Consider the following 13,042-nt stretch of genomic DNA (forward strand, 5'->3'; position numbering starts at 1 on the left):
CTTCGACCGGGTTCTCACGGCCGCTAGGCTGACCGGCGTGAGCAGTGCGACCTCCTTCGACCCGCCCCGCCCCTGGATCGCGAGCTACGCCGCGGGGGTGCCCGACGATCTCGAGCCGGTCTCGGGCACGCTGCTCGACATCGTCGAGGCCTCGGCGCGCGACTACCCCGACGCACCCGCGCTGCAGTTCTTCGGACGCACCACCTCCTACCGCGAGCTCGTCGACGCCGTCGACCGCGTCGCCGCGGGGCTGCGCGAACGCGGCGTCGGCAAGGGTGACACCGTCGCCATCGTGCTGCCGAACTGCCCGCAGCACATCATCGCGTTCTACGCGATCCTGCGACTGGGCGCCATCGCCGTCGAGCACAACCCGCTGTACACCCCGCGTGAGCTGCGCAAGCAGTTCGAAGACCACGGTGCCACGACGGCGATCGTCTGGAGCAAGGTCGTCAAGACCGTGCAGGAGTTCCCCGCCGACCTCGCGGTGTCCACCCTCATCAGCGTCGACATCACGACCGCCATGCCCGTCTCGCTCCGCCTCGCCCTGCATCTTCCGGTGGCCAAGGCTCGCCAGTCGCGGGCCGCGCTCACGGTGCGCACCACGGGAGCCACGCCGTGGGAGCATCTGACGCGCTCGGCGCCCCTGCCGGCGTCCTTCCCGAAGCCCGCCACCGACGACGTCGCGATCATCCAGTACACGAGCGGTACGACCGGCACCCCCAAGGGCGCGGTCCTCACGCACCGCAACCTGCGCTCTAACGCGCGCCAGGCCCAGGCCTGGGTGCCGCAGATCACGCGCGGCAACGGATGCGTCGTCTACGCCGTGCTGCCGATGTTCCACGCCTACGGCCTCACGCTCTGCCTCACCTTCGCGATGTCGATGGGTGCCCGCCTCGTGCTGTTCCCCCGCTTCGAGCCGGCGATGGTCCTGGCGGTCACCAAGAAGCACCCGGCGACCTTCCTCCCGCTGGTTCCCCCCATCGCGGACCGCCTGCTCACGGCGGCGCGGGCGGAGGGCATCTCCCTGGCGGGCACCGAGGTCGCGATCTCGGGCGCGATGGCGCTTCCCCATGACCTCGTCGTGCCCTTCGAGGAGGCGACCGGCGGCTACCTCGTCGAAGGCTACGGACTGTCGGAGTGCTCACCGGTGCTGATGGCGAACCCCGTCGCGGCCAACCGCAAGGCGGGCACCGTCGGGCTCCCGCTTCCGGGGACCGAGTGCCGCGTGGTCGATCCCGACGAGCCGACGCGGGACGTCCCCGCGGGTGAGCGCGGAGAGCTGCTCGTCCGCGGCCCCCAGGTCTTCCAGGGCTACTACGGCAAGCCGGAGGCGACGGAGGCCGTGTTCGTGGACGGCTGGTTCCGCACCGGCGACATCGTCCAGATCGACGAGGACGGCTTCGTGCGCATCGTCGACCGGATCAAGGAGCTGATCATCACGGGCGGCTTCAACGTCGCGCCGACCGAGGTCGAGAACGCCCTGCGCCAGCATCCGCAGGTGGTCGATGCCGCCGTGGTGGGGCTGCCCAGCGCGCACTCCGGCGAGGAGGTCGTCGCCGCGGTCGTCCTGGATCCCGCCGCGACGGATGCCGACACGGAGGCGATCCGCACGTTCGTGCGCGGCATCCTCACGCCCTACAAGGTCCCGCGTCGCCTCTTCGTCGTCGACGAGCTTCCCACCTCGCTGATCGGCAAGGTCCTGCGGCGCCAGGTACGGGAGTCGCTGCTGGCCCTCACCCAGCCCGCGGAGGACTGAGCGTCGTCACCCGGCATCCGGGTCGAGGGCGTCCAGCGCGGCCGGGCCCTGTTCGACGAGGATGCGGAACTGCGCGGCGTCGATGATCCGCACGCCGAGCTCCTCGGCCTTGCCGAGCTTGGAGCCGGCGCCGGGGCCCGCCGCGACGAAGTCCGTCTTCTTCGACACGGATGACGCGGCCTTGCCGCCTGCCGCGATGATCGCCTCCTGAGCGCCCTCGCGCGTGTAGCCCTCGAGGGAGCCGGTGGCGACGACGGTGAGACCGTCGAGCACGCCGCCTGCGGCGGCCGCCGCACCCGGTCCGGGGTGCCCGGGGATCTCGAGCCGCGCTCCGGCGGCCTGCCAGCGGTCGACGATCTCGCGGTGCCAGTCGACCGCGAACCATTCGATGAGCGAGTCCGCGATGATGCCGCCGACGCCGTCGACCGCCGCGAGGTCATCGCGCGACGCCGCGCGGATGGCCGCGAGCGACCCGAACCACTGCGCCAGCGCGCGCGCCGCGACGGGGCCGACATGGCGGATGCTGAGGGCCACGAGGAAGCGCCACAGGTCCTTCGTCTTGGCCTTCTCCAGCTCTTCCAGCAACGTCAGCGCCTGGGCGGAGGGCTGCGGTCCGGTGAGGCCCTGCTTCTTCTCCGCCGCGGACGGCAGGCGTCGGAACGGGGACCGCGTCACGGGCGCGCCCGTCTCGTCGTCGAGCTTCGGCTCGCCGGTCTCGCTGTCGCGCACCACGACCTCGATCGGCACGAGCTGGGCGAGGGTCAGCTCGAACAGGCCGGCCTCGGTGGCGAGGGGCGGTTCGGCCGGCACCGACGGCTGCGTGAGCGCGGCCGCGGTCACCTCGCCGAGCGCCTCGATGTCCAGCGCGCCGCGCGAGCCGATGTGCTCGACGCGCCCGCGCACCTGCGCGGGACAGGTGCGGGTGTTCGGGCAGCGCAGGTCGATGTCGCCCTCTTTCGCCGGGGCCAGCGTCGCTCCGCACTCGGGGCACTGCGTCGGCATCACGAAGGCGCGCTCGCTGCCGTCGCGGAGCTCGACGACGGGGCCGAGCACCTCCGGGATGACGTCGCCGGCTTTGCGCAGGACGACGGTGTCGCCGATCAGGACGCCTTTCGCGACGACGACCTCCTGGTTGTGCAGGGTGGCCTGACGGACGACGGAGCCGGCGACGCGCGCGGGCGCCATGACGGCGAACGGTGTCGCGCGACCGGTGCGGCCCACCGACACCACGATGTCGAGGAGCTTCGTGTTGACCTGCTCGGGAGGGTACTTGTAGGCGATGGCCCAGCGCGGGGCCCGGCTGGTCGCTCCGAGCTCGTCGTGCAGCGCCAGTTCGTCGACCTTGACGACGACGCCGTCGATCTCGTGCTCGACGTCGTGGCGATGCTCGCCGTAGTGCGCGACGAAGTCCACGACGCCGTCGATGTCGTCGGCGGTCCGGAAGTACGGGCTGGTCGGCAGCCCCCAGGCCGACAGCAGCGCGTAGACCTCGCTCTGGGATGCGACCGGCGGGGCGGGCCAGGCGCCGATGCCGTGGACGAAGAGCCGGAGCGAGCTCAGTCGCGCACGCCCCGCCTCCCGCTCCATGCCGATCTTCTTGTCGAGCTGCTGACGCAGTCCGCCGCTGGCCGCGTTGCGGGGGTTCGCGAAGGCCGGGAAGCGACGGGCTGCGCTGCGGGTGAGCTTCTCCTCGTCGCCGCCGCGCTCGCGGCCCTCCTCGATGACCCGCTCACGCAGACGCGCCTGCAGGGCGTTGAGCTCGTCGAACGCCGCGACGGGGATGTACACCTCGCCGCGGACCTCGACGAGGGGCGGGTGGCCCGTCCCCTCCAAACGAGCCGGGATGCCCGCGACCTGGAGCGCATTGACGGTGACGTCTTCGCCGACCCGACCGTCGCCGCGGGTCGCCGCCGACACGAGCACGCCGTGCTCGTACCGCAGATTGATGGCGAGACCGTCGATCTTCAGCTCCAGCAGCCAGCGCACGGGGCGCCCGGCCGCGGCCTGCGTCTTGGCGCACCACTCGCGCAGCTCCTCGGTGCTGAAGACGTTGTCGAGGCTCAGCATCCGCTCGGCATGCTCCACGGGCGCGAACATGGTGCTCTCCGCCGCCCCGACCGACAGCGTCGGCGAGTCCTGACCCTGCACCTCGGGGAACGCGCGCTCGACGGCCTCCAGTCGCTGCATCCACCCGTCGTACGTCGCGTCGTCGACGATCTCCGCGTCGCGGCCGTAGTAGGCATCCCGCGCTCCGACGATCAGGTCGGTGAGGCGCTGCGCCTCGCGATGCGCATCATCGAGACTCGTCGGAAGGGGTGCTGCGTGGTCCGTCACCCCGCCAGTGTAGGCGGCACCTCCGACATCCCCCGGACCGCGAGGGCGCCGGCGCTCGAGGCGACTTTCGGACGCCTCGAGCGCCCGAAACCCGCCCCGGCGCATGATCTGGCGCGCGAAGCGACCGAATCGCGACGGGATGCCGCGAGAGAGCGCTAGACGGGGACGGCGGAGACGGTGCGGTCGATCGTGAACTGCCCGATCACGCGGGTGCCGTCGTAGAGCACCGCGGTCTGGCCGGGCGCGACGCCGTCGAACGGCACCTCGGGCGTCACCGCCAGCATCCCGCCCTCGATCACGGCGCGGGCGGCCACCGGCTCGGCGTGGGCGCGGATCTGCACGTGGCACGCGAACGTCGTGGATGCCGGCGCGCGTCCCGTCCAGGTGACGCGCCCGCCCGAGATCTCCGCAGTCGCCAGCGCCTCCTTCGGGCCGACGACGACGGTGTTGCTGACCGGACGGACCTCCAGCACGAACCGCGGCTTGCCGTCCGCGGCGGGCGTGCCCAGCTGCAGACCGCGCCGCTGGCCGACGGTGTAGGCGTGGGCGCCCTCGTGGCTGCCGACGACGGCGCCGGTGCGATCGACGATGTCGCCCTGAGCGGTCCCCACCCGCTCGGCGAGCCACCCGCGGGTGTCACCGTCGGGGATGAAGCAGATGTCGTGGCTGTCGGGCTTCTGCGCGACCGTCAGTCCGCGTGCCGCCGCCTCCGCCCGCACGACCGCCTTCGACGGCGTCGACCCGAGCGGGAAGTAGGTGTGCGCCAGCTGCTCGGCCGTCAGCACGCCGAGGACATAGGACTGGTCCTTCGCCTCGTCGCTCGCGCGGTGCAGCTCGCGTCCGCCGGGCCCGTCGACGAGCGTGGCGTAGTGCCCGGTGCAGACGGCGTCGAACCCGAGTTCCAGCGCCCGCTCGAGCAGCGCGGCGAACTTGATCTTCTCGTTGCAGCGCATGCAGGGGTTCGGGGTGCGGCCCGCGCGGTACTCGGCGACGAAGTCGTCGATCACGTCGTCGCGGAAGCGTTCGGAGAAGTCCCAGACGTAGAACGGGATGCCGAGGAGGTCGGCCGCGCGGCGGGCATCCATCGCGTCCTCGATCGTGCAGCACCCGCGGCTGCCCGTGCGCAGGGTGCCGCCGGCGCGCGACAGGGCCAGGTGCACGCCGACGACGTCGTGTCCCGCATCGACCGCGCGCGCCGCCGCGACGGCGGAGTCGACGCCGCCGCTCATCGCCGCAAGGATCCGCATCCTTCCAGTCTACGAGCGCCCCGGGACGGCGGCACCGGCGCTGCGCAGGCGTCCCGCTCCCGTCGCCCGGGCATAGGCCCCGGGGAGGGCCGAGAGGAGGGCATCGACGTCCGCCTCCGTGGAGGTGCGCCCCAGGGTGAGCCGCAGCACGGAACGCGCGACCCGCTCGTCGCGACCGAGGGCGAGCACGACGTGCGACGGCTCTGCGACGCCGGCCTGGCAGGCCGAGCCGGTCGAGACCGAGATGCCGGCCTGATCGAGCAGGAACAGCATCGACTCCCCCGCCGCGCCCGGCAGGTGCACGTGCACGTTCCCCGCGATGCGGCGGTCGGCGTCGCCCAGGAGCTCCGCCTCCGGCACGGCCGCGCGGATGCCGGCGACCAGACGGTCGCCGAGCCGGCGCAGCCGGGCGGTCTCCTCGACGCGTTCCGCCTCCGCCTCCTCCAGCGCGACCGCCAGCGCGGATGCTCCGGCGACGTCCGGCGTGCCGGAACGCAGACCGCGCTGCTGGCCGCCGCCGTGCACGAGCGGCGAGAGCCGGGCGTGGCGGGAGACGACCAAGGCTCCCGTGCCGACGGGCGCGCCCACCTTGTGTCCCGAGATGCTGAGGGCGACCAGGCCGCCGGCACCGGACGCGTCGGCCCGCCACGCCGAGAACGACACCGGGACGTGGCCCAGGGCGCCGACCGCGTCGAGGTGCAGGGCGACGCCCGCGGCGGCGGCGGCACCGGCGAGGGCGGCGGCATCCTGGACGGTGCCGACCTCGTTGTTCGCGACGAGCGCGGTGGCGACGGCGGCGGGCTCGGGCGCCGTCAGGGCGTCGCGGAAGTCCTCCTGCCGGATGCGGCCGACGTCGTCGAGGCCGACGGGGCGCACCGCGGCCCCCTGCGATCGCAGCCAGCCGACCGCGTCCAGCGTCGCGTGGTGCTCGCCGTCGGGCAGGACGATCGCCCCCGTATCGGCCGGCCGCGCCCACCAGAGTCCCTTGAGCGCGAGGTTCACCGATTCGGTGCCGCCCGAGGTCAGCACGACCTCGATCGGGTCGCAGTCGAGCACCGCCGCGATCCTCTCGCGTGACCCCTCCAGCAGCCGACGGGCCGCCTGACCGGCACCGTGGACCGACGAGGCATTGCCGACGAGAGCGGATGCCGAGATCCACGCGTCGCGCGCCGAATCGCGCAGCGGCGCCGACGCCGCATGGTCGAAGTAGATCGACATGACGCTCCCGCACTCGTGACGACGCGGTCTCACCGCGTCACTACTCTAGAGCGCATGGCCAGCCCGAAGCCGTCCGAGACCGCACCCCCCGCCGCCTTCCTCGGTGCGCCGTACGACCGCCTGGGGGTGACGCTCGGCCCGGACGGCGGAACCCTCCGCGTCTGGGCGGAGGACGCGACCGCGATCGAGCTCGTCCTGTTCGACGGCGAGGACCTCGACTGGATCACCGCGAGCCTGCCCCTCGCGCCGACGGCCGGCGACGTGTGGGAGGTCACGACACCGCAACTGCGCGTCGGGGCCTGTTACGCGTTGCGCGTGAGCGGGCCCGCCGGCCCCGGCCAGACGTTCAACCCGGAGAGCCTGCTGATCGATCCGTACGCGCGGGGGCTCGTCCCGGTCCGCATCGGCCAGTGGCGTTCGGCCGTCGTCGACCGGGACTTCGACTGGCAGGGCGTCGGGCGACCCGCGGTCCCGCTGGATCGGACCGTGATCTACGAGGCCCACGTGAAGGGCCTCACCAAGCGGCATCCGGACATCCCGCCGGCGCTGCACGGCACGTACGCCGGTCTCGGTCACCCCGCGATGATCGCCCACCTGACCGCGCTCGGCGTGACCGCCGTCGAGCTGCTGCCGATCCACGCCTTCGAGACCGAGCCGCGCCTGCTCAACCAGGGGCTGACGAACTACTGGGGCTACAACACGCTCAACTTCTTCACCCCCCACGCCGCGTACGCGACGGCGGAGGCGATCGCCGCCGGCCCCGACGCCGTGCTCCGCGAGGTGAAGACGATGGTGCGCGATCTGCACGCCGCGGGCATCGAGGTGATCCTCGACGTCGTCTACAACCACACCTCCGAACTGGGGCTCGGCGGACCGCGCTCGAGCCTGCGCGGCATCGACAACCGCGGCTACTACCGCCAGCAGGAGGACGGCGCCTACATCGACGTCACCGGCTGCGGCAACGCGGTGAACACCGCGACGGATGCCGCCGCCCGCCTCGTCCTGGACTCGTTGCGGTACTGGGCGCAAGAAGTGCAGATCGACGGGTTCCGCTTCGACCTCGCGGTCACGCTGGGGCGCGACGCACAGAACACGTTCGATCCTCGGCATCCGCTGCTGCGCGCGATCGTGGAAGACCCCGCCCTGGCGGGCCTGAAGATGATCGCCGAGCCCTGGGACGTGGGCATGGGCGGCTGGCAGACCGGCAACTTCGGCGCCGGCTGGTCGGAGTGGAACGACCGCTACCGCGACCGGGTGCGCAACTTCTGGCTCAGCGACGTCGACTACGCGCGCCGGGCCGCGATCTCGCCGGTCGGCGTGGGAGGGTTCGCGACGCGGCTGGCGGGCTCGTCCAACACCTTCAGCGCGGAGCGCGGGCCGCTGGCGAGCGTGAACTTCGTGACCGCCCACGACGGATTCACCCTCCGCGATCTCGTCTCGTACGACGTCAAGCACAATCTCGGCAACGGCGAGCAGAACCGCGACGGCGCCGACACCAACCGGTCCTTCAACCACGGTGCGGAGGGACCGACCGACGACGAGGCCATCCTCGCGACGCGCCGGAAGGCGATGCGCAACCTGGTCGGGACGCTCCTGCTGTCGGCCGGCGTGCCCATGATCACCGCCGGCGACGAGTTCGGGCGCTCCCAGCGCGGCAACAACAACGCCTACTGCCACGACTCGCCCCTGACCTGGCTGAACTGGGAGCACGCCGCGTGGCAGGAGGATCTCCTCGCCCATGTACGACGACTGGTGCACCTGCGACGGGAGAACCCGGCCCTGCGTCCGCGCCGCTTCGCGCGCGACGCGCACGTGGTGCCCAGCGCGTCGGTCATCGACTGGTACGACGAGAACGGCGAGACCATGTCGATCGAGCGGTGGACCGACCCGGCGCACCGCACCCTGCAGTACGACGCCGCCTCCACGCCGGAGGAGGAGGCGCCCAACCGCATCCTGCTCGTCGTGCACGGCACCGAACGCCCCATCGACGTCACCCTGCCCCGCATCGACGGGATCACGGGGTACGTGTCGCTGTGGTCGAGCGTGCCCGACCGTCCCGACACGACGGAGCCGGTGTTCGCGCCCGGCGACGTCGTGACGCTGCCCGGCACGGCACTGCACCTGTTCCGCGCACGATGAGCCGGACCCGCGGGCAGATGGTGTCCGCCGCGGCGCTTCGGCGGTAGGTTCGAGACGTGGCATCGACGACGCGCTCCGTTCCTTCCGACCTCCCCCGCGCGACGACGCCGCCCCCGCGCACGGCGCCCCTGCGCAGCGCGGCGCCCCTGCCTGTCCGCCCGGCCGTGCCGTGGCGTGCCGTCGCCGACACGCGCACCGGACGCATCCCGATGGCCGGCGCCCACCCGTCCGTCCCCGACGGTCTCTTCCGGCCGTCCGCCTTCGCGGGCGAGGCGGTGCCGTTCGTGGTCACCGCCTTCCGCGAGGGGCACGATCTCATCGGCGTCCACGTGCGGCTCTTCTCCCCCGCGGGCGACGAGTCGCTGCACCGGCTGGAGCCCGTGGGCGACGGCTTCGACCGCTGGAGCGTGCAGCTCGCGCCCGTCGAGGAGGGGGTGTGGCGGTTCCGGTTCGAAGCGTTCGCGGACGACTTCGCGACGTGGGAGCACGCCGCCGCCCTGAAGATCGCCGCGGGTGTCGATGCCCCGCTCATGCGCGAGGCGGGCGCGCGTCTGCTCACCTCCGCCGCCGCGGAGAAGGACCGTCCGGCGGCGGAGCGGCGCGCGCTGACGGCGGCGGCCGCGGCGCTGCGCGACGGGGACGTCACGGACGAGTCGGCTCTCGTCGTGGTGCGCGATCCGGCGCTCGCGTCCTTCTTCCGCGCACGACCCGTGCAGTCCCTCCTCACGGTGGGGGCCGAGCAGGAGCTCCTCGTGGAGCGGGAGCGCGCCGGTGTGGGCGCCTGGTACGAGTTCTTCCCGCGCTCGGAGGGCGCCAAGCGGCTCAAGGACGGCACGATCCGCAGCGGCACCTTCCGCACGGCCGCCAAGCGGCTCCCCGCGGTCTCCGCGATGGGCTTCGACGTGCTCTACCTCCCCCCGATCCACCCGATCGGCGAGAGGAACCGCAAGGGCCCCAACAACACGCTCACGGCCGGCCCGGGAGACCCCGGCTCGCCCTGGGCGATCGGATCCGCGGCGGGCGGGCACGACACCGTGCACCCCGATCTCGGCACCCTCGCCGATTTCCGCGCCTTCGTCCGTGCCGCGCGTGCGGAGGGCCTGGAGATCGCCCTCGACCTCGCGCTGCAGGCCGCTCCCGACCACCCGTGGGTGGCCGCTCACCCCGAGTGGTTCACGACCCTGCCCGACGGCTCGATCGCGTACGCCGAGAACCCGCCGAAGAAGTATCAGGACATCTACCCGATCAACTTCGACAACGACCCCGAGGGCATCCGCGCCGAGGTGCTGCGCATCGTCCGGCACTGGATCGCGCAGGGCGTGAAGATCTTCCGCGTCGACAACCCCCACACCAAGCCGTTGCAGTTCTGGGAATGGCTCATCGCGACGGTCAACGCGGAGCACCCCGACGTCGTCTTCCTCGCCGAGGCGTTCACCCGGCCGGCCCCGCTGCAGGCCCTCGCGCAGGCGGGTTTCCAGCAGAGCTACTCCTACTTCACGTGGCGCAACACCAAGGCCGAGCTCGAGGAGTTCTTCCGCTGGATCTCGCAGGACACGGCGGACTTCATGCGTCCCAACCTGTTCGTCAACACGCCCGACATCCTCACCGAGTACCTCCAGTACGGCGGCCGGCCGGCGTACAAGATCCGTGCGGCCCTGGCCGCCACGGCCGGCGCCTCGTACGGGGTGTACGCCGGCTACGAGCTCATCGAGAACGTCGCGCGGCCGGGGTCCGAGGAGAACATCGACAACGAGAAGTACGAGTACAAGCTGCGCGACTGGGATGCCGCGGCATCCGCCGGGGTCTCGATCGCTCCCTACCTCACGCGGCTCAACGAGATCCGCAGGGCGCACCCGTCGCTTCGTCAGCTGCGCGACCTCAGCATCCACTGGAGCGACGACGACGCCATCCTGGTGTACGTCAAGCACCTGCCCGCCGCCCTGAGCGAGACCGGACGGGCCGACACGATCATCGTCGTGGCCAACGTCGATCCGCACTCCACGCGGCAGACGACCGTCCACATCGACAGTTCCGTCTTCGGGGTGACGCCCGGCAGCGACTACGTCGTGGAGGACCTCATCACGGGCGCCGCCTGGACGTGGAACCGCGACAACTTCGTCCGACTGGACGCGTTCGACGAACCCGTCCACATCCTGCACGTGAAGGAGTCCCGATGAGCGACGTATCCGACGAGGTGCTCGACACCGTCGCCACCGGCTCCTACCACGCACCGCACGACGTCCTGGGCCCGCACCGCCGCGCCGACGGCACCTGGGTGATCCGCGCCCGGCGCCCGATGGCGTCGTCGGTCACGGCGGTCACCGACGAGGGCGTCCGCATCCCCCTGGACCATGTACGCTCCGGCATCTGGGAAGGCTCCGCCGCGGAGCAGCCGCGCGCCTACGAGATCGTCGCCGCGTACGACGGTGCGCCGGACTTCCGCGCCGACGACCCCTATCGCCACCTCCCCACCCTCGGCGACGTCGATCGCCACCTCATCGCGGAAGGCCGACACGAACAGCTCTGGCAGGCGCTCGGCGCCCACGTCCGCCACTACGACGGCGTCGCCGGCGTGTCCTTCGCCGTCTGGGCGCCCAACGCGCGCGCGGTCCGCGTCGTCGGAGACTTCAACGCGTGGGACGGTCAGGGCCACGCGCTGCGCAGCCTGGGATCGAGCGGTGTCTGGGAGCTGTTCGTGCCGGGGCTCGGCGCCGGCACGGTGTACAAGTACGAGATCCTGACGCGGCACGGCGGCTGGATCCTGAAGGCCGACCCGATGGCCCAACGCGCGGAGGTCCCGCCGGCGACGGGGTCGATCGTCACCGAGAGCGCGCACACGTGGGGCGACGGCGCATGGATGAGCGCCCGCGCCGAGCGCGACGTCCTCGCGCAGCCGATGTCCACCTACGAGCTGCACCTCGGCTCGTGGCGGCCCGGTCTCGGCTACCGCGACGCGGCGGAGCCCCTGATCGACTACCTCACGGAGGTCGGCTACACGCACGTCGAGTTCCTGCCGCTGGCGGAGCACCCGTTCGGCGGGTCCTGGGGCTACCAGGTGAGCGGCTACTACGCGCCGACCAGCCGCTTCGGAAGCCCCGACGACCTCCGCTACCTGATCGACCGTCTGCACCAGGCCGGCTTCGGCGTGATCATGGACTGGGTGCCGGGACACTTCCCCAAGGACGCCTTCGCCCTCGCCCGCTTCGACGGCGACCCCCTCTACGAGCACCCGGACCCGCGGCGTGGCGAGCACAAGGACTGGGGCACGCTGATCTTCGACTACGGCCGCAACGAAGTGCGCAACTTCCTCGTCGCGAACGCGCTGTACTGGTTGGAGGAGTTCCACGTCGACGGTCTCCGCGTGGATGCCGTGGCCTCCATGCTCTACCTCGACTACTCGCGCGAAGAAGGCCAGTGGGAGCCGAACATCTACGGCGGCCGGGAGAACCTGGAGGCCATCCGGTTCTTGCAAGAGGTGAACGCGACGGCCTACAAGCGCTACCCGGGCATCGCGATGATCGCGGAGGAGTCGACGAGCTACCCCGGCGTGACGGCCCCGACCAGCGCCGGAGGGCTCGGTTTCGGCTTCAAGTGGAACATGGGCTGGATGAACGACTCCCTGGAGTACATCAAGCGCGACCCCATGTACCGCGCGCATCACGAGGGCGAGCTGTCGTTCTCGTTCGTCTACGCGTTCAGCGAGCACTTCATCCTGCCCATCAGCCACGACGAGGTCGTGCACGGCAAGGGCACGCTATTTACCCGGATGCCGGGCGATCACTGGCAGAAACTGGCGAACACCCGCGCCTTCCTCGCCTACATGTGGGGGCACCCGGGTAAGCAGCTGCTGTTCATGGGCCAGGATTTCGGCCAGCTCTCCGAGTGGTCGGAGGGACGCGGCCTCGACTGGTGGATGCTCGATCAGCCGCCGCACCGCCGGCTGCTCGACTTCGTCGGCGCGCTGAACCGCGTCTATCGGGAGAATCCCCCCCTGTGGGCCCGCGACAGCGACGGCTCGGCGTTCTCGCGCATCGGCGCCCCGACCTGGAACCCGAACGTGATCGCCTTCACGCGGTACGACCACGAGGGCAACGCCGTCGCCGTGGTGTGCAACTTCTCCGGCGTGCCGCTGCACGACTACGCGCTGGATCTTCCTGCCGGCGGCGAGTGGACCGAGCTGCTCAACTCGGATGCCGAGGCGTACGGCGGCTCCGGCGTCGGCAACCTCGGAACGGTGCACGCCGACGGCAACGGGCGCGCGACCCTCGTGCTGCCGCCGCTGGGCGTGCTCTGGCTCGGCCGATCCGCCTAGAGCGGCGACATGGCGGGGCCGGCACCGGGACCCGGG

The 13,042-nt window shown here is 71.8% G+C and carries 7 protein-coding genes; 4 read left to right on the plus strand and 3 right to left on the minus strand.

Annotated features, from left to right (window positions below; genetic code table 11):
• Positions 1 to 37 precede the first annotated feature (37 nt).
• Complete coding sequence (locus KY498_RS03100) at positions 38 to 1,756, plus strand: long-chain-fatty-acid--CoA ligase (protein ID WP_191008521.1); 1,719 nt, start codon at positions 38 to 40, stop codon at positions 1,754 to 1,756.
• A 6-nt stretch (positions 1,757 to 1,762) separates the two neighbouring features.
• On the opposite strand, the gene ligA is transcribed toward KY498_RS03100, so the two are convergent.
• The 3 genes from ligA to KY498_RS03115 form a co-directional block, all read right to left on the minus strand.
• Complete coding sequence (gene ligA / locus KY498_RS03105; protein WP_191008520.1) at positions 1,763 to 4,090, minus strand: NAD-dependent DNA ligase LigA; 2,328 nt, start codon at positions 4,088 to 4,090, stop codon at positions 1,763 to 1,765.
• 155 nt (positions 4,091 to 4,245) lie between these two features.
• Positions 4,246 to 5,337, minus strand: coding sequence for a tRNA 2-thiouridine(34) synthase MnmA (gene mnmA, locus KY498_RS03110; protein ID WP_101306252.1), 1,092 nt, complete (start codon positions 5,335 to 5,337; stop codon positions 4,246 to 4,248).
• Positions 5,338 to 5,346: 9 nt separating this feature from the next.
• The gene (locus KY498_RS03115) at positions 5,347 to 6,555 is read right to left on the minus strand and encodes a cysteine desulfurase family protein (RefSeq protein WP_191008519.1); all 1,209 of its coding nucleotides are present in this window, start codon (positions 6,553 to 6,555) and stop codon (positions 5,347 to 5,349) included.
• Between the two features lie 54 nt (positions 6,556 to 6,609).
• Here KY498_RS03115 and glgX point away from each other — a divergent pair, with 54 nt between their 5' ends.
• From glgX to glgB, 3 genes are all read left to right on the plus strand, one after another.
• Positions 6,610 to 8,694: a glycogen debranching protein GlgX gene (glgX, locus tag KY498_RS03120; RefSeq protein WP_219879455.1), complete on the plus strand. Its 2,085-nt coding sequence runs from the start codon at positions 6,610 to 6,612 to the stop codon at positions 8,692 to 8,694.
• Between the two features lie 209 nt (positions 8,695 to 8,903).
• Positions 8,904 to 10,871 (plus strand): alpha-1,4-glucan--maltose-1-phosphate maltosyltransferase, encoded by a 1,968-nt coding sequence (locus tag KY498_RS03125; protein WP_191009687.1) that lies wholly within the window; start codon positions 8,904 to 8,906, stop codon positions 10,869 to 10,871.
• Positions 10,868 to 13,006: a 1,4-alpha-glucan branching protein GlgB gene (gene glgB, locus KY498_RS03130; protein WP_191008517.1), complete on the plus strand. Its 2,139-nt coding sequence runs from the start codon at positions 10,868 to 10,870 to the stop codon at positions 13,004 to 13,006. The genes KY498_RS03125 and glgB overlap by 4 nt, the downstream gene beginning before the upstream one ends.
• Positions 13,007 to 13,042: the final 36 nt, after the last annotated feature.

The organism is Microbacterium sp. PAMC21962, assembly GCF_019443465.1.
Lineage (GTDB): Bacteria > Actinomycetota > Actinomycetes > Actinomycetales > Microbacteriaceae > Microbacterium > Microbacterium hominis.